24 protein-coding genes are annotated in these 25,184 nt (G+C 48.1%); 11 read left to right on the top strand and 13 right to left on the bottom strand.

Annotated elements, in window-relative coordinates:
* Nucleotides 1-178 precede the first annotated feature (178 nt).
* Complete coding sequence (locus NDA03_RS01195) at nt 179-2,197, top strand: hypothetical protein (protein WP_348237088.1); 2,019 nt, start codon at nt 179-181, stop codon at nt 2,195-2,197.
* Nucleotides 2,198-2,321: 124 nt separating this feature from the next.
* A complete protein-coding gene (locus tag NDA03_RS01190; RefSeq protein WP_190438643.1) occupies nt 2,322-2,981 on the top strand; it encodes an HAD family hydrolase in 660 nt (219 codons plus the stop codon).
* A gap of 126 nt (nt 2,982-3,107) precedes the next feature.
* Here the strand turns inward: NDA03_RS01190 and NDA03_RS01185 are convergent, their stop codons facing one another.
* From NDA03_RS01185 to pdxH, 3 genes are all read right to left on the bottom strand, one after another.
* On the bottom strand, nt 3,108-3,572 hold the full coding sequence (locus tag NDA03_RS01185) for a translation initiation factor (RefSeq protein ID WP_190668334.1): 465 nt from the start codon (nt 3,570-3,572) through the stop codon (nt 3,108-3,110).
* Nucleotides 3,573-3,720: 148 nt separating this feature from the next.
* Nucleotides 3,721-4,221 (bottom strand): hypothetical protein, encoded by a 501-nt coding sequence (locus NDA03_RS01180; RefSeq protein ID WP_190413087.1) that lies wholly within the window; start codon nt 4,219-4,221, stop codon nt 3,721-3,723.
* A 391-nt stretch (nt 4,222-4,612) separates the two neighbouring features.
* Nucleotides 4,613-5,257 carry a pyridoxamine 5'-phosphate oxidase gene (gene pdxH, locus NDA03_RS01175; protein WP_190672709.1) on the bottom strand — a complete coding sequence of 215 codons (645 nt, stop codon included), beginning with the start codon at nt 5,255-5,257 and terminating at the stop codon, nt 4,613-4,615.
* 199 nt (nt 5,258-5,456) lie between these two features.
* Between pdxH and NDA03_RS01170 the strand changes: the two genes are divergently transcribed.
* On the top strand, nt 5,457-6,542 hold the full coding sequence (locus NDA03_RS01170) for an AI-2E family transporter (RefSeq protein ID WP_190525924.1): 1,086 nt from the start codon (nt 5,457-5,459) through the stop codon (nt 6,540-6,542).
* Nucleotides 6,543-6,739: 197 nt separating this feature from the next.
* Here NDA03_RS01170 and NDA03_RS01165 read toward each other — a convergent pair whose 3' ends face one another.
* The gene (locus tag NDA03_RS01165) at nt 6,740-6,871 is read right to left on the bottom strand and encodes a hypothetical protein (protein ID WP_277878341.1); all 132 of its coding nucleotides are present in this window, start codon (nt 6,869-6,871) and stop codon (nt 6,740-6,742) included.
* Between the two features lie 54 nt (nt 6,872-6,925).
* Here NDA03_RS01165 and NDA03_RS01160 point away from each other — a divergent pair, with 54 nt between their 5' ends.
* The 3 genes from NDA03_RS01160 to NDA03_RS01150 all read left to right on the top strand — a co-directional run bounded on the left by NDA03_RS01160 (nt 6,926) and on the right by NDA03_RS01150 (nt 9,553).
* Nucleotides 6,926-7,336, top strand: a complete 411-nt coding sequence (locus tag NDA03_RS01160) for a LapA family protein (RefSeq protein ID WP_190413090.1) — start codon at nt 6,926-6,928, stop codon at nt 7,334-7,336.
* Between the two features lie 29 nt (nt 7,337-7,365).
* Nucleotides 7,366-8,184 carry a ScpA family protein gene (locus NDA03_RS01155; RefSeq protein ID WP_339380694.1) on the top strand — a complete coding sequence of 273 codons (819 nt, stop codon included), beginning with the start codon at nt 7,366-7,368 and terminating at the stop codon, nt 8,182-8,184.
* A 199-nt stretch (nt 8,185-8,383) separates the two neighbouring features.
* Nucleotides 8,384-9,553, top strand: coding sequence for an NDP-sugar synthase (locus NDA03_RS01150; RefSeq protein ID WP_190413091.1), 1,170 nt, complete (start codon nt 8,384-8,386; stop codon nt 9,551-9,553).
* 73 nt (nt 9,554-9,626) lie between these two features.
* On the opposite strand, the gene speA is transcribed toward NDA03_RS01150, so the two are convergent.
* Nucleotides 9,627-11,684 (bottom strand): biosynthetic arginine decarboxylase, encoded by a 2,058-nt coding sequence (gene speA / locus NDA03_RS01145; protein WP_339380229.1) that lies wholly within the window; start codon nt 11,682-11,684, stop codon nt 9,627-9,629.
* 373 nt (nt 11,685-12,057) lie between these two features.
* Here speA and NDA03_RS01140 point away from each other — a divergent pair, with 373 nt between their 5' ends.
* Nucleotides 12,058-12,747, top strand: coding sequence for a hypothetical protein (locus NDA03_RS01140; protein WP_190413092.1), 690 nt, complete (start codon nt 12,058-12,060; stop codon nt 12,745-12,747).
* Between the two features lie 109 nt (nt 12,748-12,856).
* Here the strand turns inward: NDA03_RS01140 and NDA03_RS01135 are convergent, their stop codons facing one another.
* From NDA03_RS01135 to NDA03_RS01120, 4 genes are all read right to left on the bottom strand, one after another.
* Nucleotides 12,857-15,406: a CHAT domain-containing protein gene (locus NDA03_RS01135; protein WP_348237056.1), complete on the bottom strand. Its 2,550-nt coding sequence runs from the start codon at nt 15,404-15,406 to the stop codon at nt 12,857-12,859.
* A 519-nt stretch (nt 15,407-15,925) separates the two neighbouring features.
* Nucleotides 15,926-16,156: a hypothetical protein gene (locus tag NDA03_RS01130; protein ID WP_190413096.1), complete on the bottom strand. Its 231-nt coding sequence runs from the start codon at nt 16,154-16,156 to the stop codon at nt 15,926-15,928.
* Nucleotides 16,153-17,928, bottom strand: coding sequence for a S8 family peptidase (locus NDA03_RS01125; protein WP_348237087.1), 1,776 nt, complete (start codon nt 17,926-17,928; stop codon nt 16,153-16,155). Before NDA03_RS01125 ends, NDA03_RS01130 begins: the two co-directional genes overlap by 4 nt.
* Nucleotides 17,929-18,197: 269 nt before the next feature.
* On the bottom strand, nt 18,198-18,377 hold the full coding sequence (locus tag NDA03_RS01120; RefSeq protein WP_348237055.1) for a hypothetical protein: 180 nt from the start codon (nt 18,375-18,377) through the stop codon (nt 18,198-18,200).
* 1,027 nt (nt 18,378-19,404) lie between these two features.
* Here NDA03_RS01120 and NDA03_RS01115 point away from each other — a divergent pair.
* Complete coding sequence (locus tag NDA03_RS01115) at nt 19,405-19,833, top strand: hypothetical protein (protein WP_190413100.1); 429 nt, start codon at nt 19,405-19,407, stop codon at nt 19,831-19,833.
* A gap of 331 nt (nt 19,834-20,164) precedes the next feature.
* Here NDA03_RS01115 and NDA03_RS01110 read toward each other — a convergent pair whose 3' ends face one another.
* Nucleotides 20,165-20,371 carry a hypothetical protein gene (locus NDA03_RS01110; RefSeq protein WP_190413102.1) on the bottom strand — a complete coding sequence of 69 codons (207 nt, stop codon included), beginning with the start codon at nt 20,369-20,371 and terminating at the stop codon, nt 20,165-20,167.
* 674 nt (nt 20,372-21,045) lie between these two features.
* Here NDA03_RS01110 and NDA03_RS01105 point away from each other — a divergent pair.
* A complete protein-coding gene (locus NDA03_RS01105) occupies nt 21,046-21,183 on the top strand; it encodes a hypothetical protein (protein ID WP_348237054.1) in 138 nt (45 codons plus the stop codon).
* A 26-nt stretch (nt 21,184-21,209) separates the two neighbouring features.
* On the opposite strand, the gene NDA03_RS01100 is transcribed toward NDA03_RS01105, so the two are convergent.
* From NDA03_RS01100 to NDA03_RS01090, 3 genes are all read right to left on the bottom strand, one after another.
* Complete coding sequence (locus NDA03_RS01100) at nt 21,210-21,827, bottom strand: J domain-containing protein (RefSeq protein ID WP_348237086.1); 618 nt, start codon at nt 21,825-21,827, stop codon at nt 21,210-21,212.
* A 174-nt stretch (nt 21,828-22,001) separates the two neighbouring features.
* Nucleotides 22,002-22,598, bottom strand: coding sequence for an ATP-dependent Clp protease proteolytic subunit (locus NDA03_RS01095; protein WP_190413106.1), 597 nt, complete (start codon nt 22,596-22,598; stop codon nt 22,002-22,004).
* Nucleotides 22,599-22,712: 114 nt separating this feature from the next.
* On the bottom strand, nt 22,713-23,372 hold the full coding sequence (locus NDA03_RS01090; protein WP_190413108.1) for an ATP-dependent Clp protease proteolytic subunit: 660 nt from the start codon (nt 23,370-23,372) through the stop codon (nt 22,713-22,715).
* 262 nt (nt 23,373-23,634) lie between these two features.
* Here NDA03_RS01090 and NDA03_RS01085 point away from each other — a divergent pair, with 262 nt between their 5' ends.
* Both NDA03_RS01085 and NDA03_RS01080 read left to right on the top strand, forming a co-directional pair.
* A complete protein-coding gene (locus tag NDA03_RS01085; RefSeq protein WP_190413110.1) occupies nt 23,635-23,844 on the top strand; it encodes a hypothetical protein in 210 nt (69 codons plus the stop codon).
* Nucleotides 23,841-25,082 carry a VWA domain-containing protein gene (locus tag NDA03_RS01080; protein ID WP_190681759.1) on the top strand — a complete coding sequence of 414 codons (1,242 nt, stop codon included), beginning with the start codon at nt 23,841-23,843 and terminating at the stop codon, nt 25,080-25,082. Before NDA03_RS01085 ends, NDA03_RS01080 begins: the two co-directional genes overlap by 4 nt.
* Nucleotides 25,083-25,184: the final 102 nt, after the last annotated feature.

Genomic DNA, 25,184 nt, shown 5'->3' with positions numbered 1-25,184 from the left:
AATGTACTGTATCAACAACACGCGATCGCGATTGTGCTAATTGTGTTAAAAAACCTCTGCTTTCTTGAGTGTAAAAATATACACTCAGTCGGTTCAGCCTCCAGACAGACGAGAGACGGCGTTTGTCCCTTTAAAGTAGCGGAGGTAATTGATAGATTTGCGAGGCATCGTGCGTTCGATGAAGGTGTTGCCGAAGGTACCGCGCCCATTTTTCCTGCTAGCTTTAGTGGTTGTTGTCATCAGCTTTTTGGCTTTTCAAATTGAGCTAGCGATTCCCGCAACACCTAGCCGCTACAACACCTTGACACCCCTCACGAAGCTTGCACCGCAGGAGATCGGTTCCTATGATGTGTTGGGATATGCGATCGCCAAAGACGAAGCCCAAAGTCTGCTGCAAACGGAGGAAGGGCGCAAGCAACTTTCACTGGAGAATGGGGCAGTTGCGGTTACTGAGGACTTAGTTAACCTGGGACGCAAAGCTTTTTACTCAGAAACTTTTAAAGATCAGGTATTTCAGACCGATGTTGTCGGGGCGCTGAATGGGCCAATCAACCTGGTAACGATGACGAAAGCCATCGCGCGGCTGGGAGGGAAACATACCACCAACCTCCAGATTCCCATCGATAAAGATGTCACCATCGGCGGCAGAACTTTTACCGCCGGAACCTTGCTGAACACCGGAATGGACGTGCCTGCTGGTTCAATTCTGCCCTTGGGAATGCGTACCAGCATTGAGAAGGGTAAGGTTCGAGTCGGCATCACCTGCGCCTTGTGTCATGCAGCAATCGATAGCAGAAGTGGGCGCGTTATCGAAGGTGCGCCGAACAACGATGTCGATCCCGGCTTAGTTTTGGCGATGGCTACCAACTCCGCCGCCATGTTTCGTCAGACGGGCGTGAATCCCACGAAACTCCCCTTGGGCGATCGCACTTACATCAACGCTGATGGGGAAATCGCCCGTCTCCCAGATGCCAAAGCCGTAGAAGATGCCGTCGATGCCGATTTGCTCAGTTGGCCTCCGGGGAACTTTGATTCTACTGGCAACATGGTCAACAATCCCTCCCAAAATCCTTCCTCCTATACCCACAAAGCTTGGCCCTACGGCTGGAGTGGAAACGCTGCCATTGGCTGGTTTCACGGACTGACTACCCTCAACAGCAACGTTCACGGCACCAATTCCGACGCCACAACCGGGGCTGATTCCAGCCAAGCGTTACTAAATATTGACAAAGAAACTTATTTGGGAATTATTTTTCAAAATTCAGCCAATCAAGCTTTTCGGTTGCCAGAAGGGGCAAAACCATCAGAATTCTTTGAAAAAATCGATCCCACACCAGGGGAACCGGGAATGAACCAGGTAATTAAGATGCCTGGATACCCGAAAGGTTCGCCTTTTATTTTGGATGGGTTGATGGCAAACTCACCAGGATTCCCGGTCGGCGAACAACTTAATGGAATATCCGCATTTCAGAATAGCTTGGCACCGCCACCCGTTCAAACTGCAAGCACAGACACCCTGAAGCGGGGTGCAGCCATCTTCTCAAAAGCTGGTTGCGCTGAGTGTCATAGCGGACGCTACTTCACCAACCATGAAGTAATTGCAGCAAATGAGATTGGAACTCAGCCCTCACGAGGTCCGGCGCAGGCACCCTTTGCCCGCATCTTGATAGAACCCCAAACTTATCCTAGTAACGTCCTAGTCCCCCTGCCTCCCGATCCGCCGGTGCTATCAGTACCGACCGATATCACGCCACAGCGATCGCTAGAATTAGCCTTTGCCATCAGCAACCCAGCCGGTGGTTACAAGGTACCTAGCTTAATTGGACTTGCCGTAACTGCACCTTATCTCCATGATGGCGGTGTGGCAGCTAGTTCCGAAGCACTGAAGCGAGATAAAGACGGCTTTAGGGTTGCCGATCCCAATCAACTAGGCATGGCAGGTACGTTGCTTAACAATATCCAGCCCGATCCCAGCGCAAGTTTGCGAGTGCTGCTGGATCGCAACCTGCGCGAAACAACGGTAGCCGCTAACCGGGCGAATTCTGACTTACAACAGTCGAATGTAGACGGCAGCGGACACGCTTATTGGGTAGACACCGAGGCAGGTTTCACTTCCCAAGATCAGACCGATATCATTCAATTCCTCCTCTCGTTGGATGATGACCCGGAAGTGCTGCCAGCGGTAGCCTCAAATTAGCGATCGCGTTTTTTCTTCGCCCCGATGCAGGGGGTTGAAGGGATCGAAACAGGAATCAAAGCAGAGAAAATCCCGCTTTTAAAAAGGGGGACAAATACAACCAAAATCCAAAGGTAATACAACCATGACAGTGCAAGGCGTAATTTTAGATATCGATGGTACGCTGGTTCTGAGCAATGATGCTCATGCCCAAGCTTGGGTTGAGGGATTTGCAACGTATGGTTATGACGTACCCTTTGAGAAAGTTCGACCGCTGATTGGGATGGGTGGCGATCACGTCATCCCAGCAATGGTGCCGGAATTAAATGACGAAGACGGAGATGGGAAAGCCGTTTCTCAGAAGCGTCGAGAACTAATGGTCAACCGCTTTGCACCAACACTGTCTCCTACAGACGGCGCAAGAGACCTGATCTTGAAAATGCAGGAGGCTGGATTAAAGCTGATTATCGCTACCTCTGCATCAAGTCAAGAACTCTCCCCGTTGCTGAAAGCCGCACAAGTTGACGATCTACTGGATGAAGCGACAACTTCTAGCGATGCCGATGCCTCTAAACCAGCACCAGACATCGTGGAAGCAGCATTGAAGAAGATGCAAATGGAACCCAATCAAGTAGTGATGATTGCCGATACTCCCTACGATATTGAATCTGCAAATAAAGCTGGTGTGGGTGTAATTGCGGTGCGTTCTGGTGGCTTTGACGATAATCAACTCAAGGGTGCGATCGCTATCTACGATCACCCCGCCGATCTATTAGCCAATTATGACAATTCTCCCTTGATCTAAACACGGTAAGGTCTGTTTTTTTCCAACTCCCTACATTTAGTAAAAAGGCAGTAACGAATTCCGTTACTGCCTTTTTACTTGCTTTTTTACGATTGTGTACAACTTCTAGTTGCTAACAGCTTTAGCTTACCAGCCGCTACTTTCCTGGTCTGCCGGATCGCCGTAAGGATCTTCGCTTGCAGGACGAACATCTCCGAACTGCCCTTGGTAATCTGCTGGATCGCCGTAGGGATCTTCGCTTGCAGGACGGACATCTCCAAACTGCCCTTGTCCGAACTGCCCTTGGTAGTCTGCCGGATCGCCGTAGGGATCTTCGCTGGCGGGACGAACATCGCCATACTGCCCATAATTTCCTGGATCGCCAAAGGGGTCTTCGCTAGCGGGACGGACATCACCAAACTGCCCTTGGTAGCCAGGATCGCCGTAGGGATCTTCGCTTGCAGGGCGGACATCGCCATACTGCCCATAATTTCCTGGATCGCCAAAGGGGTCTTCACTCGCGGGGCGGACTTCCCGATCGTCGTAGTTGGTCGCGTCTTGGTCGTTACCAAGCAAGGCATCCTGCATCTTTCTGATAAACCCATCTACCATGATTTGTCTCCTTTTTCAATTGCTATGTGAAACGGCTATGTAGAGGGTACAGATTGATTCCTCATTGCCGTTGTGGATCTTGGCGTTTTTATGGCTGGTCGGGCGATCGCATATCTTCAACCCAGAGATAGCAGCGCTTACTGTGCGCTTACTGTGCAGGAATCGGGGCATTCGCTTCAGCCAATCCTCTCAGGTCGCGCCCTGTGGGTCTGTTGTTATAGCCCTGGAAGTCACGATACTGCCGTGCCTCCTCTTCCGAAACTTGAATTCCTCCGGGTGGCGGCGTTACCCAGTGAGGCCGATTTTGGGCATCCCGGTAGTAGACACGACCGTTCTTAGAAAGGTAGTATTTCCCCTGCGCCCCCTGCTGTTGCTTGTTCTTATTCTTGTTGTAAAGATAGTAAAGTGCCGCCGCTCCCGCCAAAGTGATTGCCACTTTCTGACCCGTTGATAATCCTTTCTTGGCTTGGGGTTGGTTGGTGGGGGGAGGATTTGTCACTGTTCCACCCCGCGTATCGTCAACAGGTGGCGGTGGAGTGTTAGTCTGCGACTCACCGCAAGCATTTAAAAACGGAACCATTAGTAACGCTGAAAGCAGCAGCGCCATTGGGCGTAAAAATCTTTGACGCTGTGGGGCTATTGTATTCATCAATTTCCTGTTCTCCCTCCGTTACAGGATGTCTTGTTATGACGCACTCATGAGGAAAACTTGCACTATTCCAAAAACACTTTTTTCTTCAATAAATTTCCAACAACAAGTTTAGAAATTGAGTATTTACCGCTGACCGACAACAGCACAAGTCAGTGTTTTTGTTTCCACCCAATCATGAGGCAAGTTAAGAATAATTCCCTACAGCTCTGGATAGAATTTTGAGTAAAGGCTTCATCCAAGAGGAATAGACCCGACAGCCATTTACCAACTCGGTCAGCTTCGGAAGAAAGGAGAAATACACAAAAATCAACCCCACGTATTGCTTATAAGCATTGCTTATAAAGATAGGGTTTGCCTGTTTTTATGGGCTTTCTGAAAGTATTCTTTCTTAAGGTGATAATCGCTCAATTACCCAGTTGCCATCATCACCTCGTCGATAGTGCAAGCGATCGTGCAGCCGACTCGGACGCCCCTGCCAAAACTCAATTGTTGTAGGAATGACTCGAAAGCCTCCCCAATGGGGCGGTCGAGGAATTTCCCGATTTTCATATTGCTCTTTGAGTTCCTGCAAGCGTTGCTCAAGTACCTCGCGGTTTTCAATGACTTGGCTTTGCTGCGAAGCCCAAGCCCCCAATTGGCTTAAGAGCGGACGGCTGTGAAAATAAGCTTCTGATTCAGCATCTGAAACCTTCTCCACTTGCCCCTCAATCCGCACTTGGCGTTCCAGTTCCGCCCACCAGAAGACTAAGGACGCCCACGGATTGACGAGAAGTTGTTGTGCTTTTTGACTCTCGTAGTTCGTGTAGAACACAAAGCCTTGTTCGTCGAAGTCCTTGAGCAACACCATTCTAGCGCTAGGCTTGCCATCAGCCCCAACGGTCGCAACAGTCATCGCATTGGGTTCGAGAAGTTCCGCTGCCCGTGCTTGGTCAAACCAAGTTTTAAATTGTTGAAAGGGATTGGGGTCGCTATCCGCTTTGCTCAGTCCAAATCGGGTGTAATTTTTACGCAGATCGGCTACGCTTGTATCCATCTTTATATTTTTTCAATCCCTAATTTAAGTATTTTAAAGTCTTGCTTGACCCCAGTTTTCATACATCCTACAAAAAAATTTATCGCTTGCGGCTATATTCATAGACTTTAGACTTTAGACTGGCTATGGGTTAGAGTGTAAAGTCTAGCCAGTCGTTCTACGAGTACCCAGGGAGCCACTGCTACAGGTTGTGAGTGCGATGCGCCGTTCAGCCAATCTTCAACGCCTGCTGATTCTCGGTTTGACCGGCCCGATTGTGGCTTTAAATATCTGGGTTCTGTCCCAGATATTTCGCTATTTTGAGCATTTAATTACCATCCTCACCATTTCGGCAATTCTGGCTTTTTTACTCAATTACCCGGTGCGGGTGTTAGAGCGGATTCGCTTCAAGCGGACACAGGCGGTAATTCTCGTTTTGGTGGTAACTTTAGCGGTGCTTGTCATTTTGGGCGTGACTCTTGTCCCGATATTGGTAGATCAAACGACTCAACTGTTCAAAAATATTCCAGATTGGTTAGAGGCAAGCAATCAAAATTTAGATCAGTTGGACGCCTGGACAAAAACTCGTCGTTTGCCTTTGGATCTCAAAGGGTTTAGCCGTCGCGTCAGTTTTCGGATCGAAAACCAAGCGCAGGCTCTAGCAAGTCAGGCGTTTGGCGTGGCGCTAGGGACGTTGACCGGATTAATCGATGTCGTGTTTGTGGTGGTGCTGGCGTTTTATATGTTGCTGTATGGCGATCGCTTGTGGAAGGGTTTGTTTAATCTCCTTCCGTCTCAGATCGGTCTGCCGTTGAGCGAATCCCTGCGGCTAAACTTTCAGAATTTTTTCATTACGCAAGTCCTCCTAGGACTGTTTATGATGGCAACGCTGACGCCAATCTTTTTGACTCTGAACCTGCCGTTTGCCCTGTTGTTTGGTTTGTTAATTGGGGTTGCCGAACTCATTCCCTTTATCGGTGCCACCTTGGGGATTGGGATGGTGACGCTTTTGGTGATGCTGCAAGATTTTTGGTTAGCCGTTTGGGTCGCGATCGCATCGATTTTCATGCAGCAGATCAAAGATAACGTCCTTGCTCCTAAGTTAATGGGCGATTTCACCGGACTTAATCCAATCTGGATCTTTATCGCTTTATTGATCGGAGGTCAGATAGCTGGACTGTTGGGAGTTCTCGTGTCCGTGCCCCTCGCGGGTACGATTAAGGACACTATCGATACCCTCCGCCTTTTGCGTCAGCCTTCAGTTGTGACGACAGAGACGGTTTCCCGAAACCCTAATGGCAGCTGAAGGATTATCAGAATAAATACCGCCCTAAAAGCTATACCTACTACAAACCAAGCGAGGATGCGCTGGCACACTCAAAAAAGATTCTGCACGATCCCCAATATTGGTTTGTCTGTGTCATTTCAAGACTTTTATTTCTGTTCTCTGAAGAGAAATCGGCTTCTACTTATCATACGAAATAAGCGCGATCGCTCTTGCACTCAGACAACATTAACAGGTACCCCTTTTGGGTTCAAGATTTTCTCAAAACTGGCGAGTGTATGCACTTGGCGTAGACGTAGAGTAGGATAGGTGAGACTCAAATCCTTCTCATCCTTAAATAGCGAATTCATCTCTTTCTTCCTTGTAAAATTGGCAAGGGATCTGCATTGTTTAGGAGTTAATTGATGCGACAGATTAATTTTTTGCTGATCTTCGCGGTGTTACTAGCGCTAGTTTTATTCAGCTTAGAAAATACCGAACCTGCCGCCATTCAAATTGTTCAAGGTGTCGAAGTGCAAGCGCCCTTGTGTATTGAACTGATTCTGGCGATGGGTCTTGGAGCTGTCTTGGCGTGGATTTTTAGTATCTGGGCGCGGTTGCTGCGAAGTCTAGAATCTGGAAAACAATTGCGTCAGATGCGTGCCAAAGACGAGCGCATCCAAGAATTAGAGGAAAATATTGAACACTACAAGGCAGAAATTGAAGAGAGACAAAGTCTGCCCTTAAACGCGACCCTCCAGACTGAAAACACAGAGGTAGTTGGAGGGAAGCTAGCAAGTCTCGCGGCAGCAAAAGAACAGGAATCCCTTGCCTAATCAATTTAGCTTCATTTGAGCTTGAGTTTATGCCGATGACCATTGGCCCAGCCCAGGAAGCGATCGCCCTTTTAATCGATTTGGCTCAGCGGGGAGAAATCGACCCTTGGGATGTCCAAGTGATTGAGGCGATCGATCGATGTTTATTGGAATTGGAGAAAGCTGGGGAGAAGCTCTCTGGCACATTTGAAGTAGAGCTGTCCCAATCCGGGCAGGCGTTTCTGTATGCGTCCATGCTGGTATTGCTCAAGGCGGATACCCTGTTTTCGCAATCGCTCCCAGACAATCTCGAACCCACTGAGGACGAGCTGGACGACACCGCCGCCGATCCCAGACAATTGCCAACGCGGTTGGAGCGCCATTTGCGACGCCGAGGGACAGCAATGCCTCCCCAAACTCGTCGTGTAACCCTACACGAATTAATCGAACAGCTACAGCAAATAGCCACGGTACTGGAAGAAAAACCTGCTGGCCCAAACGCGATTAAAGACCCAAGTTATCGTTCCCAGTCTCGTTCCCAAACCGCCCGCGCGATCGCTGCCCTCGCTCACCAAGAAAATCTGACCGAAACCGCAGCTCACCTAGATCGGTTTTTGAGCAGTCATTGGCCCCAAATGTCCCCCGGTCAGGATTGGCTGGAATTAGACCAGCTGTTAGAGTTATGGGCAGGGGTAAAACAACGGTCAGCACCGTTAAACGCGCATCAATTGCCTGAAGAGGTGGAGACTGCGCCGAAACACAATGACCGAGTGGGAGTTTTTTGGGCGCTGTTACTCCTGTCTGCTCAGTCTAAGGTAGAGTTAGCCCAAGAGGAGTTCTACCAAGACCTAAAAATCCGAACGCTGTAGCGATGATTCTGTACTGTAACAGGGGCGCATTCAGTTCCTGCCGGTATGTTGATTCAACGCTAGGGTGAGAAACATCTAGAATATCGACAAGGTCAATCGACTAAAATATTTGACCAGCCATCCCTTGCCTCCAGTGAAGGGATGGGATACAGCTAAATTGCACGAAAACAAAGTGGCCTAGGTTGAGGAAAAAATATTCATGAAAGCCATGATTCTGGCGGCTGGTAAAGGTACCCGCGTTCGTCCGATTACCTACACCATTCCCAAACCTTTAATTCCCATTCTGCAAAAACCAGTGATGGAGTTCTTGGTGGAACTACTCAGGCAGCATGGGTTTGACCAGATCATGGTCAATGTCAGCCACCTGGCTAACGAAATTGAAAGCTATTTCCGGGATGGTCAGCGTTTTGGGGTGCAAATTGGCTATTCCTTTGAAGGACGGATTGAAGAAAATGGCGACTTGATCGGCGAAGCGGTCGGTTCTGCTGGCGGGATGCGACGCATCCAAGATTTTTCTCCGTTTTTTGATGACACCTTTGTGGTGCTGTGCGGAGATGCGTTGATCGATTTGGATCTGACCGCAGCGGTGAAGTGGCACAAAGAAAAAGGCTCGATCGCGACGATTGTGATGAAATCAGTGCCACAGAATGAGGTTTCCAGTTATGGAGTCGTTGTCACCGATGAAGAGGGACGAATCAAAGCCTTCCAAGAAAAACCATCAGTGGAGGAAGCGCTCAGTACCAATATCAATACCGGGATTTATATTTTCGAGCCAGAAATTTTAAATTACATCCCCTCTGGCGAGGAGTATGATATCGGGGGTCAGTTATTCCCCAAACTGGTAGAAATGGGTGCGCCTTTCTACGGAATCCCGATGGACTTCCAGTGGGTGGATATTGGCAAAGTGCCAGACTACTGGCAGGCAATTCGCAGCGTGTTACTGGGAGAAGTCAAAAATGTGGCAATTCCCGGACAGAAAGTGGCTCCCGGTATTTATACCGGATTAAATGTAGCGGTGAACTGGGACAAGGTTGACATCACAGGCCCAGTCTACATTGGTGCCATGACACGCATTGAAGATGGAGCCAAGATTGTCGGTCCCACCTACATCGGACCCAATTGCTGGGTGTGCAGCGGTGCCAAGGTGGAAAATAGCGTGATTTTTGAATACTCCCGCCTAGGCCCAGGAGTGCGCTTAGTCGATAAGCTGGTGTTCGGACGTTACTGCGTGGATAAGACAGGTGCCACGATTGATGTCCAAGCCGCAGCCCTCGATTGGCTGATTAACGATGCTCGTCAAGTTCTGCCCTCTAATCCGCCAGCAGAACGGCAAGCGATCGCCGATCTGCTGGGGATGGAAGCGATTTAAATCATCGGTCAGCGATCATTGGGAAATGGGTAGTGGGTCACAAGTGGATTCTCTACCCATTTCTCATTACTCATCAGGACGACAGATAAGTGTACCGACTGAGACTCTGCTCGTAGTTTTGCAGCAATCGCTGGGATTCCTGAATGGTAATGCGCTTATCCATAAGCGCTTGTTCGCATAGCCGACGAATCTGCTCAATCAGATCCTCAGAATCGTACTGTACGTAACCCAAGACTTCCTTCATGGTGTCACCTTTGACGACATGTTCAATCCTGTAAGCCTTGGGCGTCAAATGAATGTGAATCGTGTTGGTATCGCCAAACAAGTTGTGCAGATTGCCCATAATTTCCTGGTAAGCTCCATTCAAGAACATCCCCAGGTAGTAGGGTTCGTCAGGCTTCAGCGTATGCAGTTCTAAAACCGACTTGACATCTCTGAGGTCGATAAACCGATCGATTTTGCCATCGCTGTCGCAGGTGAGGTCTGCCAAAATTCCCCGCCGTGTTGGTTCCTCATCCAGCCGATGAATCGGCATGATGGGAAACAGCTGGTCAATTGCCCAACAATCCGGCGCTGATTGGAAGACAGACAGGTTGATATAGTAGATGGAAGCCATAATTTTTTCTAGGTCTTCCAGTTCGTCGGGAACGTATTCCTGCTTCCTGGTAATCGCTAGAATTTTTTCACAACAAGCCCAGTAAAGACGCTCGGCTCTGGCTCGTTCGGTGAGGCGCAAAATCCCCAAATTAAATCGGCTGATGGCTTCTTCTTTGAATTGAGCGGCGTCGTGGTATAGCTCTTGGAAATTCTCTTCGTTTATAGATTGGTAGGTTTCCCAGAGGTAATTAATAATCGGAGATTCACCCTCTTTTGGGGGTTCGGGTGCCCCAGATGGGACATCGCTGGTGCCGAGAACATCAAAAATCAGCACCGACTGATGGGAAGCGATCGCTCTCCCACTCTCGCTAATCAGTGTGGGAACGGGTAACTGGTGTTCGGCACAAGCTTCCTTCAACTCTGCCACGATATCGTTGGCATAGTTCTGCATATTGTAATTTTTGGAAGCGTAGAAATTGGTTTGAGAGCCGTCGTAATCCACGCCCAAACCGCCGCCGACATCGAGATATTTCATGTCAGCCCCCAGCTTGGCTAACTCGACGTAAATCCGGCTAGCTTCTTGGATGGCATCTTTGATGACGTTGATCGCAGAAATCTGAGAGCCAATGTGGAAGTGCAACAATTGCAGCGAATCCAGCAAGTCAGCGTCTCGTAATTCGTTGACCGCGTGAATGATTTCGGGAATGGTCAAACCAAATTTAGCGCGATCGCCCGTAGATCCTCCCCAGCGTCCCACGCCTTGGGTACTCAGCTTTGCCCGGATGCCCAAAATTGGCTTAATGCCCAACTGACGGCTGGCTTCAATACACAGCTGTACTTCTTCAACCTGCTCTAAAACGATCAGCGGCGTTTGCCCCAGTCGAGACGCTAACATCGCCGTTTCGATGTATTCTCGGTCTTTATAGCCATTGCAGATGAGTAATGCCCCAGGCGTATCCAACATTGCCAAAGCAATCATCATCTCTGGCTTCGAGCCAGCTTCCAAGCCAAACTGATGGGGTTTACCAAACCGCACCAAATCTTCAACCAAGTGTCGCTGCTGGTTGCACTTGACCGGAAAGACACCTTTGTAAGTACCGGAATAGTTGTAACGCGCGATCGCTTTCGCAAAACAAGCATTCAATCGCTCGATCCGGTCTTCTAAAATATCTGAAAAGCGAATCAGCAGTGGTAGCCCCAGATTGCGCTGCTTCAGGGCGTTGACCAGTTCAAATAAATCTAGAGACCCACCGCGCTCTCCCTTGGGAGAAACTGTAACGTGACCGGCTGCATTAATCGAAAAGTACGGTTGACCCCAACCTTCAATCCGATAAAGGTTCTCACTGTTTTCTATTGACCAGGATTGGGGCAAGCTTTCACGGCTTAGCCGAGTCAAAGCCATATCATGTTTTTCCCGTCCTGCATTTCTCCGGGCAAGGGCACCGGAGGTGCCACGGCGATTCGATGAACTTTGTGCCACAATTTCTTCTTCTGATGGCTCTTCTTCAATTGCAGGCGTAAACTGCTCGCCCATTTTTTTATCTATCCTCCCTGTGCCCTGTCGAGTAGCTAGTCTATCGCATTCATTTATCATAGGCAGGTGTCTTCTCTTGAATCAGTACCTGCGGTTGGATGTCTGCTTAATTCCCATTGTTACCAAAATTTGTATTTGGGGATTGGGGATAAGTAATTCTCTGCTTTGAGAACTCTGAAATCTCCAAAATCTCTGGTTCTTGGCTGCCACAATCATCTCTTTGTCCGGGTTACTATATTTTCTTTTTTGGAAGATCGCAGGCAATTTTTGCTAAAATCTGCCTCTAGTGAGTTATACCGAGTTTTTCAAAATTTGATAAAACTTTGATATAAATTACCCCATATCAATCAGCCGTGCTAGTTGAGGGCGTTCAATGCTCAATCAGCCCGATAAGCCTCCTATACAGCGCTTTAGCCTTGTTTTCCTGTACCAGATGGTTCAGAAGTACCCACTCGCCTTTTGGGGCGGTTTGTGGGCGTCCATGATTACCATCGCAGCAGTAGCAGCGCTAGGTCTATTTAGTACAGGCCCCATCGAGCAGGAGGAATCTAAATCTGTTGAACCGATGCCTGCCGAAACGACGGTTCCAGAACCAGAGACATCACTACTGCCAAGCTTCACAACCAGTCAGCCATCTGGAACCCCGTTGCCCGGTTTTACAGCGGTGCCGGAAGTTCCGGAAGCTCGAAAGCAACAGGAAGTGCCACGGTGGTTGTATGGTGCGATCGCCTTGGGCTTTGTCACTGGAACGCTGTTGATAGCGCTAAACCTGAGTCGTTCACCGCAGCGTAAATCTCTCAAACGGTCAAAGCCGACTGCAAGCGTCCGCAAAAAACAACGCCGCCCGACTCAAAAGCAAAAGCGTCGTCCCATGCCGCCACAACCGGCAGAAGGCTTCTCTAAACCTCAAGAAGTGCCCCTAATGATGACAAATTATGGGATGACTGAGGTAACGGTGGTGCCTCCAGAAGAAAATCATCCTCTGGATTGGGGCGAGGATAGTCTGGCAGAAATCATGGATCTGCGAAAGCGACAGTCTCTCTCTGCGTTGCTCAAAAAGTAATTACTATAAAACTTTTGAGTTTTGAGTTAGAAAAAAATTCTTAATTCAAAACTCAAATTTTTTTACTAATTACTAAAATTCAACGTGCAAGTAAATGTTTTTTCGGGAATTACTTTTGACTTGTCGAAAGTAGCGATCGCCAATCTTTAATTGCTTTTTCTGTCCAGAGCCAGTTTTTACTCAGGGCTTCCGGTTGGAAGTTAACCGGGTCTTCTGAGATCGCCTTTTGTCGGAGCTTCCGGGCTTCATCCAAAAGTTTTGCTTGCTTATCAGCAGGTTGAGATGCAGCTAATTTGGTCAGCCCAATTGCTAATCCTGCATAAGTAGTCAAAGCTTCTTGTTGGGCAACCGATCCGGCAACAGTAGCCTGCTTTTCTTCTATCAAGTAAAAAGCATCAAACCAAATTTGGTTAGCACGATCGAGATTCCCTTCTAAATAGTAGGCAAACCCTAGGGCATTCAGATATTTAGCAGATTTGGGTTGCTTTTTGACCGCTTGCTCCCAAAATCGACGGGCATCATCCAAACTGTAATCCTTACTGCCAGTTTGAACAGACTGCCACGCCAGACGCCCTCTCAGGAAGCTGATGGCTGGGTCGTCGATTTTCTGTTTGTTAACGTTGTCAAGCGCCCCTTGGGCCTGCTGTAACGCTCCTCGGTTCAACAATTCTTCTACAGCCACCCCGGCGGCGGATAAGTTATTTTGACTGAATTGTTCAATAGCGATCGCCGTGACAGTCGGGGTATTGGCTTTCTGGAGATTGACATTTTTGAGATTGGGGCTAGGGAGCGCCGGAAGTGAGGTTGAGGTATTCTCCTGAGAGAACAACAAGTCTGAAGGTTGCGGACGACGTTGCAACAACCAGAAACCCAAAAGCGCGATCGCCATCGTCGAGCCTAACGCCAGCAAAATCAGTGGGGCACGCTTGACTCGTCGCTGTCCCTTCTTCCCTTCATCACGCTGCCAAAATCGCAGCCGGGGGTTCCCGGCGGCATATCCCAGTAGCGATTCTCCCGAACCCGCGTTTTTCGGTGCTGACTCAGCAGCGATCGCTGCGGCGACAGGTTGGGGGGGTGTTTTCGACTCGCTGAGCGGGTGAGCGGCGATCGTTGTCTGATTTTCTCTTTCTACATGTCTGTCCCTTGTCTGATCTCCCTCTGTTTCCCTCTGTGTCTCTGCTGCTACTTCAGGCTTTAGCTGGCGAAACAGATCCGCAACCAAAGCCGAGTCGTCTTCGTAGCCAATATCGTCATACTCTAAATCATCAACCGGATCGGTCCAGTCGGGATCGTCATCCCCGTAGAAGTCATCCTCTAAGGAGTCTAAAGCCTCGTCGGTGGTTAAGAAACCGGATCGAGATCCAGTCGGCGGTGCCGTGAATACCGCTTCTTCCTCCCTAGAGAGAGGATTCAGCATTCCTCCCCAAGCAATGTCTGCCCCAGAAGCGTCAGGCAACTGAAGTCGCTCTGCTTTGGCATTGATGGCATGATGACCTGGTGTCAAGTAACCGTCAAATTCCGGGTGAAGATAGAGGATCGGTAAAGCCCAGTAAAGCTGGCGAGAACCGTAAGTAGAAATTAAACTTTGCCGCGCTCGGCTCAGGCTGAGGTCAATCGGATAACCTTGATTCAGATTGCCGTAAAACCGCCGTGCCAAGGTCAAAGCGACTTGATCCGGAATGCGTTCTGCCATCGCCAGCACGCTCTTGATGCCGCGTTTGACCAGCGCTTCTGCCAAATTTCCCTCTGCGGCACCGTCGCTGGGAGCTGAAGCGGCGGTATGAGCGCCCCGACAGGAGTTAAACACTGCGAGCTGGATGCCGTTATTGACGAGCAACCCCGCTAAGTCATCTCCGCTTAACATCTCCGTCAGCCCGGTTTGGCGGCTTACGAGGTAGAGATTGCCGCCGTAGGCTCCTTGGTCGCTATGACCTGCGTAGTGGAAAACTTGATATTGACCTTGTTCCAGCTCGTGCGTCAGCTGCTCCGTACCGGGTTGCTCCAGAACAGTGAGTTGAATTTCGGGTAAGCCATTCCGGGAACGGTGACTCAGTTCTGCTTGCAGGTGGCTGACTTCTTGTTTGAGCGCCAAACTTTCCTGGTCGTTGGGGGCAGCGATCGCCATCAAGATTCGCACCGCCGGTTGATTTGACCCAGAACCTAACGAAACGGTGGGACTTCTCAACCTTGTACTCATCTGGTAGCGGGAGAAGGCAACATCGGTTCCAGTTGCCAACGGGCGATCGCCATCGTGCAATACTTCCCAAGGTAAGCTCAGTAAGCGACTATCTTTTAATCCCAAGCGCAGCCGCAATACTTCTTGCCGATCTTGAGCGATCGCTTGCGCGATCATCCAACTATCTCGCAGCGTTCCTTGGAACAAAGCATCGTACATCTGCTGCCCCAGCGCCACCAAGTTAAGGGAAGATTGGGTGGCTTCTCGGTTCGGGGAACCCGAGCGAGAAATATCGCTGGGAGACAAAGCCATCAGCAAAGGGTCATTCATCAGGTGCCTCGCCTGAGCTAACCAATCCTCTACTTGCCACGTTACCTGCTCTTCGGCAAATGGGACGGCACCCGGTGCGGCAACCCATTCTGTCCGCACCCAATATTTACTTTCCCCTAAGGGATTTACAGAGATATGAAATTCCTGAGCCACTGCTACTATGCACTCCTGCTTCAGTTAGAACCTTCTAGCTGCTTTTCTGACCTGGAGGAGGAACTGTTTCCCTTTCTTCCTAGATAGATTCAAGTTACTTAAAGTTTCCATGAAGGGCAGTTTCGTTTTCTTGAACGCTGATGCCGTTGATGGATTCCGGGAAAGGGAGAGAAAATTTCTATTTATTCTAATTTAATCGTTAAATTTACCCCAACTTAATCCGGATAGTTGAGGAATCCTTCAGAAGAGTAGATTGGTAGATGCACCCTGATTGACATCCCCTGGCTCACCGGTTTGAGCCGGGGATTTTTTTTTCGGTTCGTTAGGCGCTGTAGGACTTTCTGGATTTCTCCCGGCTTCAAAGGCGGGTTAGGGGGGAACTGACACAAGTTGCTTGGCATTTCCATCCCTCAACCCCGCGATGGGAGAGCCACTGTGCTAGAAATAACGAGAAGCAGAAGGCAGATTAGCGATCGCTCATTCGCTGTTAACGAATAACCAACCGCTAATCGCTTATGGCTAATCCGAACTGACTTCCTCAAAAGATTTAACTTCTAGAACCGGGCCAATCATCGCGAAGGTCATCACGTCCTTTCGCACCTCACCTTTGACTTTCACTTTGAGTCCCGATTTGCGTAAATCTTCTGGAGCTTTGTGGAGTTCATAGGTTTCACCCTCTTGTGTGACTAGCGCCCAGGTGCCTGGACCGAGTCCCTTGCGTTCGATAGTGCCTTCTACGCTGATGCTCATGCTGTTTGCCCTTCTCCTTTGCTGGATAAATAGGCGAGTCCGATACACAGGAGGGCATTAGTAATTAGGAATAGCCTAGCGATCGCGCCATGACCTAACCACAACATCGCCGGATCTGCTACGGCACTCACTAATAAACAGGATGCCACGCCCAAGGTCGAGCCGATCGCAAACCACTTCCAACTGCGGTGTCCCAGTAGCAAGGCGATTAATGCAAAAGGAATCAACACGCTGGCGAAGATGGGATTCAATAAACCACTGCCTTGAATCGTATTGCCCAGTTCGGGAATCGAACTGCCCATCATCCGGAAAGGCCACTGAGGAAGATCGAAGATATAGAAGCCGCGCAGGAAGAATAATCCAGAACTCCCGGCAACCAAACCGCTCGTTAGCGACCAACTCCAGCCAAAGGGGAAATAATTCCGCAAGAACCAGGCAAGGACATAAGAACCCAATACCATCGCAATCTTAGGTAACAGTGCCACCGCACCGCCATCAATCCAGAAGCGAGGATTGAGATAGCCATTATCGCGCAACCAGCGGAAGAAGTCGCGGAAGGTAATTTGCCCGCGTACCGCCAGTTTTACAGCCGCAGAAGCATCGAGATGACCGGCACCAAAGTAGTTGAGAGCGTCATCTGAAATTACCCGTGCCGACTTTTTGAGGACACCCAATACTTCCTCCGGTTCGTTTACGCCAGAGGCTTTCACTAAAGCGGCGACACCGGCAACGTGGGGAGACGCCATACTGGTGCCTTGGAAGGCAGCAAAAGTGGGGATGAGCTTCCCGTTTTCGTCATAACTAATGGTCTCTTGCAGAATCCCACCCGATGGATTTTCTTCGGTGATTGCACCACCAGGGGCTGAGATATCCACACCAGCACCATAGCTGGAGTAAAAGGCTTTTTCACCGGCAGAATCAATTGCTGAAACACCGATAACGTGGGGATATCGAGCTGGGTAGGAGGCAGAATTCTCATTAGAGTTTCCTGCTGCGGCTACGATGACGACGCCTTTGTTGTAGGCATAATCAATCGCTTCTTGCATTACCTGACTTTCGCCACCACCGCCCAAGCTCATGTTAATGACATCAGCACCGTTATCGGCAGCAAATTTGATGGCTTCAGCAATATCGGCAACGGTGCCGCCGCCTTCTGCACTCAACACTTTCAAAGGCATAAGGCTGGCTTCGTAAGCAATACCCGCGACGCCATAGCCATTATTGGTGGCTTGGGCAACAGTACCGCCAACGTGGGTGCCGTGCCCGTTGTCGTCGTCTGCTTGGTCTCGGTTGTTAACAAAGTCGTAGCCTTGGACAAACTTGGTATCTTTCAGGTCAGGAACGCGACTGATGCCGGTGTCAATGACGGCAACTGTCATCCCTGCGCCTTTGGTTTCGTCCCAAGCCGATTCTACGTTGATACTCCGTAGGTTCCACTGTTTGCTGTACTCTGGGTCGTTGGGGACTTCCAGAGCTTTGTAGACATAATTCGGTTCAATATATTCGGTTTTTTTGGCTAAAGGCGATTTTTTTAGAGTTTTCAGCAGGTTGCGATCGCCTTTAATGATATACAACTGATCTGACTCGGAAAATTCGCTGTTATACTGAGCGCCAAGCGATCGCACCTGTTCTTGCACCACTTCTGCTGGTACGTCTTCGCGGAAATCTAGCACAATCGAGTCAAACTCACCTTGTGCTGCCAGTCCTTTGAAGTTAAACAGGGCAGAACCTACCCCCAATAAAAACAAGCACGCTATCAAAAGCTTTCTCATATTCACCCGTCTTGTGAGCGCCAGTTTCTCCCCACGATAACTCATGCATCTGCCCCGTGGTGTATTTAGTTTTTAGTTATTAATTTTTGTTTGTTGGAGTAATACCGCTCGTTTGCAGTAATAAGCGATACGAATCAGGCTGCTTGTGGCAAAAGTTCTCTTGAAGCGAAAGAACCCTATTTTTACTCTTACTGAAGGACTTGTGGGTTTTCAGCCGATGAGCGTCTATTTAATACTCAGTTTGAGGTGAGGGAGGCATTCTCTTGTCGTTAGCGGGTTCCTGCGCCTTGACTATTATCGTCCGAGAATCCTAGATTTGGGGGTTCGTAGGTTTGATTTTGTGTAGTATTATCGGGAGTTCTGATGCTAAAGTTCAATTGAATATTGAGCAGTTGTAACCCAAACATAAAGATGAATATTCCTGTAGCTTTTAGTAGTAGATGACTCATAAAATTTTTATCGTTTTGAAATAATTATGATGAAATCATTTTTTTTAATCAGATCTATTGTTCAGTGCTGTAAACTGAATAACATCAAATAATTTTCCATTAAAATCTTATATTAATTAAATATTTAGAGGATAACGTTAACATCAACTTTGGTTGAGCCATACGAAAAATTCGACTAATAGTAAATATTTGATGAATTACTTGTTCGATAATGACTTGAGGTAGATAAATGTGAGATTGCATCTTAGTTTGTTGAATTCGATGTTTTTAATTATGAAGGTTTTATTAAGATTCTCTAGTGATAAAAACCTATAGTGAAATGTGACATTATTGCTGCAAATATTTGCTTGAAATCCCCAAGTTTGAGTGATGGGATTGGCTCACAAAATGTGACTGGCTGTTTCCAGCTTTGTGATCTCGATCGCAGCTAGAAACTGGGTGCAGCGTAATGAGCGCCAAAATACCTACCGATACTGGTAGTTTCGGCTACACCAACCCTTTTACCCCTCTTCAGAAGAACGATGCATTACCCGCCTCTGTTGAAATCATGTAGGGGTAAAGCATTGGCGCAGAAAGATTTGGGTTGAAGTGACTTGTACAAGGCACGAATACTTCACCCTCAAACTGAGAACCCAAGGGCGCATCTGTACGGGAGAAGCATCAGGAAGACAACAAGCTGGGACTTATGCGTAATGCCTCGTTCAGGACAAAGGGGCGGAAGTTGTGAGAGCTTTTATCGAAACAAAGCCAGTGAGGCAGGCTAAATTGAGTTTCCGAAGCGCGAAGCGCCTCTCAAAGAGCTGGGCGGACTTTGTTGGTATTGGTAAGTATTGGTAAAGCCTTATTCAAGCCTTTGGGCAATTTATTCTCATCGGGAAGCTTCTGGAGAAACCTTTCGACGGTTTTAGGCAAATCTAGATCCAGTATTTATACTTAGCAGATAGCCGAAGGGGAGCTAACCAAGGATAGATGCAATCGTCTGTTAGGCTGCAAGATATCAGAATAGTTAAAGAGCGAAAATCCGACAATGGAAAGAGGTCTGTTGTGGCTGCCCCTACTGGCAGCGTTTATCTGGCTGGCTTGGCAAGGCTGGAATGAGTATCAAAAAGTTGAAGCTTATCGCGTCTGGGCACAGCAGTTTGAGCGATCTAAGTACGATATCTATGCAGTGTTGGCTCAAAATGACAGCACTTTAACCTGGGGAAAACCGACGCGAAAAGGTCCAGTGGAGGTGCAAACGTTTTCCTTAAAGGATGTTAAAGCGATTCGGCTGCTAGTAGATGACAAGCCCGTTGATTTAGAAGCACTGCCCAGTAAAGGTCGTGTCGCTTCGCTGGAATTTGTCTTTGCACCAGCCGCTTCGGTGAAAATCCCCTTTACTGAAATTCCCCTTGCAGCAGAATGGGGAAATTTTCTACAGCAGGAATTACAAAACTTGGCAGAGGGGAAAGTGTAACGATTTTCAGACAAAGAGGCAAGGCGGGTTTTGGACTTGTATCGAAAAGCGATCGCTCATTTATCCGATGTACGGAATAATACCCAAAAAAACCCGTATTAACGGGTTAATCAGCGATCGCACTATTTAAAAGGGAAAAACTAAACGATTGAAGAACTCCTTTCATGGGCTTGCCATTATAGACGGGTTGCAATGCATAGATTCTTATTGAGAAAATTGCTTTTTCAGTTTCCGGCAACCCGTCAAACAGAAGCGTGCTATTAAAGGAGAAATAAAAAAAATTGGCTTTCTAACTTTCAGACTGTTTCAGATTCCTCTTTTCTGTTGTATTTTAAATTACAATTGCTTCAACTCGTTTCTGCGAATCTTCTTGGGAACATTCGTAGGGAATTTTAAACCGAGGAATTCCCAGTTGACAACCTTGCCATCCACTTTGAACGGTTACGCCAAGAGTTTGACAACAGCCGCCACGTCGTCCCATCGGATTATAAAATTGACAATAGCGACAGGCTGAAACTGGTGAATTTAAGGGTTGCATAAAGTATTTCCTTTGAGGAACCATTTCAAAAGCAAAATTTCTCTGTCTTTATAAAGTATGCGATCTGATTTTTACAATGAGCTATAACTTGTACGATATCCACTTAAAACATTGCATTTCATCATAAAAAGTTATGAAGCTGCTTAACATAAATACGAGCGTCAACTATCCATAGATTAAGCAATTGCAACATTGCTCAAAACAATCTGCTGTCAAGCGTTATAGGCACTGGATAAAATCCTTCCCTTCCCAAACAAACGGTTATTGATGGGTGAGAGGACATTTATAAAGAAAATCTGAATCTCGTTAACCTACATTTTTGGTAGAGACAGCCAGATTTCAGGTTCCGTTTTTAAGAGAGGCTAGGGCGAAAATGCGTCTAGAGTAACGATTTTCACAATTAATATTTATTTAATAAATTATCTGTTATAGCAATCCTAAATTGTTCCTGAAGGCCAGATCCCCGCTAAGAAGTCGGCGATCTGAACCGTTAGCATCATCACAACTCAAATACGACTGCTATAGGAGTCGCTTTATATAGCGGTGCTTACTCTCGCGTGCAATATCCTTGTAACTGATTCAAGCATCTGAGGCAGGCAATTCTGAGGGCATGATTGCTTTTCTCAAGTATCTCCTAGACAAATGTCCCAACAGTCCCATTGCCCTGATTTGAGATGGAGCCACCTATCTATCATGGCTCACAAGCGCTGAGAGAGTCCTTGGAGTCGGTTAATCAAGGCTTCGAGGAGTTTAACTGGAAAATCACTTGCATTCGCTTTGCTCCCAAAGAATCCCAAGCCGAACCCAATTGAAGATATTTGGTTGCAGCGAAGTAAAGCTAAAAAATCTGCTCTAAACGGCGAAAATCTCGTTCTACTTCTGCCCAGAGAGAGCGATTGTGGGGGTCGGTTTTCAGAGCTTTTTTTAGATAAATTCTTGCCTTTTCGAGTTGCTTTTCAGCGATCAGCTGACGCCCCCAACGTTGATAAGCGATCGCTTGCCACTGACGCACTTCTGGATCTTCTGGCAGACGTTGGGCGAGTCCTTCGATGAGGGTGATCGCGCGGGGAAATCGGCGATTTTTCAGCAACTGCTGCAACTGCTGATAAGAACTCCACTTCAGCTGTTGCTCAGTTATCGACAAGTCTGGGAGTTTTTGAACGGGCGTTTCTTTGGGCGTCTCTTTGCGAGTCACCTTCGTGACGGAAGGTTGAGGAGGCGGTGCAGCAGTCTGTTCTGGATTGGATACTTTCTCAACCGTCTCAGACTTATCTACTACACTGAGGAGGAACTTGTAAGCCTCCGTCAACTCTATAAATTTATCTTGCATTTGGCGATCGCCAGGATTTGCGTCGGGATGATACTGCCGTGCCAAACGTCGGTAAGACGCTTTAATTTCTGCAAAAGATGCCCCTGATCTTAACCCCAACACCCGGTAACAATCTGCGAGGTTCATCAGAGGAATCATCTATCGATTAGGCTTTAATCTTTGTTGATAGTCGGGAGTTTATTTCTAGCCCTTCGCTTTTAGCGGTTAGCTATTAGCTTCTGAGAATCTTGTTGGAAGCCCAAGTTTACAATTGCGACTACCCACCCGTCAAGCAGCTAACAGCTAACAGCTAATCACTCATTACTTCGGACGTTCTTCGATAACGCGGTCAATTAGACCGTATTCCTTCGCTTCTTGAGCAGACATGAAAAAGTCACGATCCATGTCCTTCTCAATTTTCTCAATAGGCTGACCCGTCCGGTGAGAATAAATCTCATTCAGCTGGCGACGAATCCGTAGAATCTCTCTCGCTTCAATCTCAATGTCTGTGGCTTGTCCCCGCGTACCACCAGAAGGTTGGTGAATCATAATCCGCGAGTGAGGCAAAGCGAGACGCTTACCTTTTGTCCCAGCGGTCAGCAGGAACGAACCCATTGATGCCGCTAAGCCTACACAAATTGTCACCACATCTGATTTGATGTGCTGCATGGTGTCATAAATCGCCATGCCAGAAGTGACTACGCCACCCGGAGAGTTGATATAGAGATAGATGTCCTTGCCCGGATCTTCCGAATCCAGATAAAGCATCACGGCAATTATCTGGTTAGCCATTTCATCATCAACATCTTCGCCCATGAAAATAATCCGTTCCCGGTAAAGGCGATCGTAGATGTTAATCCACTCGGTATATTGTCCCCCTGGCATCCGGTAGGGAACTCTAGGGTAGCCAATAGGCATAATGTAGAACTCCGTTCGTAAAAAGTGAAAATTCGTATCCAAAGAATTAAAAATGCAAAATTAAAAATTAAAAATTTGAATAGTCTTCATTTTTAATTTTTAATTTTTAATTCTTCAGATGACACCAGCGGGAAGTGGTGTTGGTAAATCTGATTTGGACTCTAGAACCCGATCGATCAAGCCATATTCCACAGCTTGCTCCGGAGTCATATAGAAGAGTCGATCCATATCCTTGGCAATTTTTTCAGGGGTCTGACCTGTATTGCGCGATAGGATATCCAGCATTGTTGTCTTATTAGCCAGCACTTCTTTGGCTCGGATTTGAATATCCGTCGCCTGACCGCGAGCGTAGCTCTTAGTCTGGTTCAGGATAATCGTGGCATGGCGCAGACTAGCGCGATAGCCTTTAGTCCCAGCAGAGAGTAGCATTGCCGCCATTCCCATTGCCGAACCGATACAGATGGTATGAATGGGCGGCTTGATGTAGTTCATCGTGTCGCAGATGGCGAAGGCTTCGGTTTCAAAGCCAACAGGTTCGCCGTCGTAACGCGAGGTGCCGGTGGAATTGATGTAGATTTTGATCGGTTTTTCTGGATCTTCGTACTGCAAAAACAGCAGTTGGGCGATGATTAGTTTCGTTACCTCTGGCACCAAGGGCGTTCCCAGATAGACAATCCGCTCCTTTAAGATCAGGGAGGGTAAGTCTGGTGGCGGTGTTCGGTAGAAGCTATCGCCGCCGTAGGGAGCTTGAACAGCCTGGATGGGTGAGTTCATGGCGTATCGGAAAGCTGCAATAGTGGTGCTATCTTTAATTTGACATTAATTCCGGTGTGCCCCACCGTACTGACTGGATTCTAGCAGTTTTACTCCCCTTACCGCTTTTAGTCAGGTTGAGGGTGGCTTGATGCCGCTTTAGCGCCTGTCAGTGGGCTTTTTGGGAGGGGACGCCGGAAAATGGGTCTTAAACGCTTCTAATTTTTGGGTTTTTAAACAGAGAAACCTGAGTTTAAGTATCGGTTTTTGCGAAAGGTGATGGGTGAAATCCACCCCAGCGATCGCGTTTTCCTCTGCAAAGAATTGCGATCTTTTGGCTGGCTGCTTCCGCCGTGTTGGGCTGCAAGCTATTGTAGAAAATAAGCCCGGTCGCGGTTGGGGTAATTTTATGGTTCCCTTTCCGGAGCGTCAGCGTTTAGTCTTGTGGTTACTCCGATCCCTTCTTGTTCTGCCAGGAATGAGCGTGCTATGAGAGTTGGTTTACAGCCTGCTTTGAATGATATGAATATTGACGCGACTCAAACGAGTAGCCAGCGTCAACTAGAAATTTCTATTTCTGCGATCGCTGGGGATCTTGAAGATCGTGCCCCGCTCAATTTATGCATAATTCTCGACCACAGTGGCTCGATGAATGGACGCCCCCTGGAAACGGTGAAACAGGCAGCGATCGGTCTGGTGGATCGTCTTACACCGGGCGATCGCATCTCGGTTGTCGCCTTCGATCACAAAGCCAAAGTGCTTGTCCCCAACCAAGTCATTGACAACCCAGAAAATATTAAGAAACAGATTAATCGGCTCAGTGCAGATGGGGGTACGGCGATTGATGAGGGTTTAAAACTAGGAATTGAAGAACTGGCGAAGGGCAAAAAGGAAACGGTTTCTCAAGCTTTTCTGTTAACAGATGGCGAAAATGAGCATGGCGACAACAACCGCTGTCTGAAATTTGCCCAAGTGGCGACTGGCTACAACCTGACGTTGAATACATTGGGATTTGGCGCTCATTGGAACCAGGATGTTTTGGAAAAAATTGCTGATGCGGGTGGCGGTACGCTGTCCTATATTGAGCGTCCCGAACAGGCAGTCAATGAGTTTGGACGCTTGTTTAATCGAATCTCTGCGGTGGGGTTGACAAATGCCTACTTATCACTTTCGTTAATGCCGAAGGTACGGTTAGCGGAACTCAAACCCATCGCCCAAGTTGCTCCAGATACCATTGAACTGCCGGTGCAACAAGAAGGCGATCGCTATACGGTACGTCTGGGAGACTTGATGAAAGATGTGCCGCGAATCATTTTGGCGAATCTTTACGTCAGCCAGCTAGCGGAAGGGCGTCAAGCGATCGCCCAGGTGCAAGTCCGTTACGACGATCCCGCCCAGGATAAAATGGGGCTAATTTCTCAACAAGTCTTAGTTGAGGCGAATGTTGTCCGGAGTTACCAACCCGCACCCAATCCTCAGGTGCAACAGTCTATTTTGGCGTTGGCGAAATACCGACAAACTCAGTTAGCAGAGGCGAAATTGCAGCAAGGCGATCGCGTGGGTGCAGCGACGATGTTACAAACTGCCGCCAAAACCGCCCTGCAAATGGGAGACAAGGGAGGCGCGACGGTTCTCCAAACCAGTGCTACTCGCTTGCAATCAGGTGAAGAACTTTCGGAAGCAGATAGGAAGAAGACACGGATCGTCTCTAAAACTATTTTGCAGGAGTAGGCTTTTTTAACGCAAAGGTACGCCAAGGTTAACGCAAAGGTACGCCAAGGTACGCAGAGGAAGCAATTTACCTCTGCGTACTTTCTTGGCGGTGAGATTTTA

Source organism: Trichocoleus sp. Lan (assembly GCF_039961855.1).
Lineage (GTDB): Bacteria > Cyanobacteriota > Cyanobacteriia > Cyanobacteriales > FACHB-T130 > FACHB-T130.
Note: the sequence above shows the minus strand (reverse complement) of the source record. Positions and strands in the feature narration are given on the sequence as shown.

Bases quoted from the DNA above. Each gene is read 5' to 3' on its own strand.
- NDA03_RS01105 (WP_348237054.1), top strand. From the start codon at position 21,046: ATGGAGCCACCTATCTATCATGGCTCACAAGCGCTGAGAGAGTCCTTG.
- NDA03_RS01090 (WP_190413108.1), bottom strand. From the start codon at position 23,372: ATGAACTCACCCATCCAGGCTGTTCAAGCTCCCTACGGCGGCGATAGC.
- NDA03_RS01160 (WP_190413090.1), top strand. From the start codon at position 6,926: ATGCGACAGATTAATTTTTTGCTGATCTTCGCGGTGTTACTAGCGCTA.
- NDA03_RS01115 (WP_190413100.1), top strand. From the start codon at position 19,405: ATGGAAAGAGGTCTGTTGTGGCTGCCCCTACTGGCAGCGTTTATCTGG.
- speA (WP_339380229.1), bottom strand. From the start codon at position 11,684: ATGGGCGAGCAGTTTACGCCTGCAATTGAAGAAGAGCCATCAGAAGAA.
- NDA03_RS01100 (WP_348237086.1), bottom strand. From the start codon at position 21,827: ATGAACCTCGCAGATTGTTACCGGGTGTTGGGGTTAAGATCAGGGGCA.
- NDA03_RS01150 (WP_190413091.1), top strand. From the start codon at position 8,384: ATGAAAGCCATGATTCTGGCGGCTGGTAAAGGTACCCGCGTTCGTCCG.
- NDA03_RS01185 (WP_190668334.1), bottom strand. From the start codon at position 3,572: ATGGTAGATGGGTTTATCAGAAAGATGCAGGATGCCTTGCTTGGTAAC.
- NDA03_RS01155 (WP_339380694.1), top strand. From the start codon at position 7,366: ATGCCGATGACCATTGGCCCAGCCCAGGAAGCGATCGCCCTTTTAATC.
- pdxH (WP_190672709.1), bottom strand. From the start codon at position 5,257: ATGGATACAAGCGTAGCCGATCTGCGTAAAAATTACACCCGATTTGGA.
- NDA03_RS01180 (WP_190413087.1), bottom strand. From the start codon at position 4,221: ATGAATACAATAGCCCCACAGCGTCAAAGATTTTTACGCCCAATGGCG.
- NDA03_RS01140 (WP_190413092.1), top strand. From the start codon at position 12,058: ATGCTCAATCAGCCCGATAAGCCTCCTATACAGCGCTTTAGCCTTGTT.
- NDA03_RS01170 (WP_190525924.1), top strand. From the start codon at position 5,457: ATGCGCCGTTCAGCCAATCTTCAACGCCTGCTGATTCTCGGTTTGACC.
- NDA03_RS01195 (WP_348237088.1), top strand. From the start codon at position 179: ATGAAGGTGTTGCCGAAGGTACCGCGCCCATTTTTCCTGCTAGCTTTA.
- NDA03_RS01110 (WP_190413102.1), bottom strand. From the start codon at position 20,371: ATGCAACCCTTAAATTCACCAGTTTCAGCCTGTCGCTATTGTCAATTT.
- NDA03_RS01120 (WP_348237055.1), bottom strand. From the start codon at position 18,377: ATGAGTCATCTACTACTAAAAGCTACAGGAATATTCATCTTTATGTTT.
- NDA03_RS01125 (WP_348237087.1), bottom strand. From the start codon at position 17,928: ATGAGAAAGCTTTTGATAGCGTGCTTGTTTTTATTGGGGGTAGGTTCT.
- NDA03_RS01130 (WP_190413096.1), bottom strand. From the start codon at position 16,156: ATGAGCATCAGCGTAGAAGGCACTATCGAACGCAAGGGACTCGGTCCA.
- NDA03_RS01190 (WP_190438643.1), top strand. From the start codon at position 2,322: ATGACAGTGCAAGGCGTAATTTTAGATATCGATGGTACGCTGGTTCTG.
- NDA03_RS01165 (WP_277878341.1), bottom strand. From the start codon at position 6,871: ATGAATTCGCTATTTAAGGATGAGAAGGATTTGAGTCTCACCTATCCT.
- NDA03_RS01095 (WP_190413106.1), bottom strand. From the start codon at position 22,598: ATGCCTATTGGCTACCCTAGAGTTCCCTACCGGATGCCAGGGGGACAA.
- NDA03_RS01080 (WP_190681759.1), top strand. From the start codon at position 23,841: ATGAGAGTTGGTTTACAGCCTGCTTTGAATGATATGAATATTGACGCG.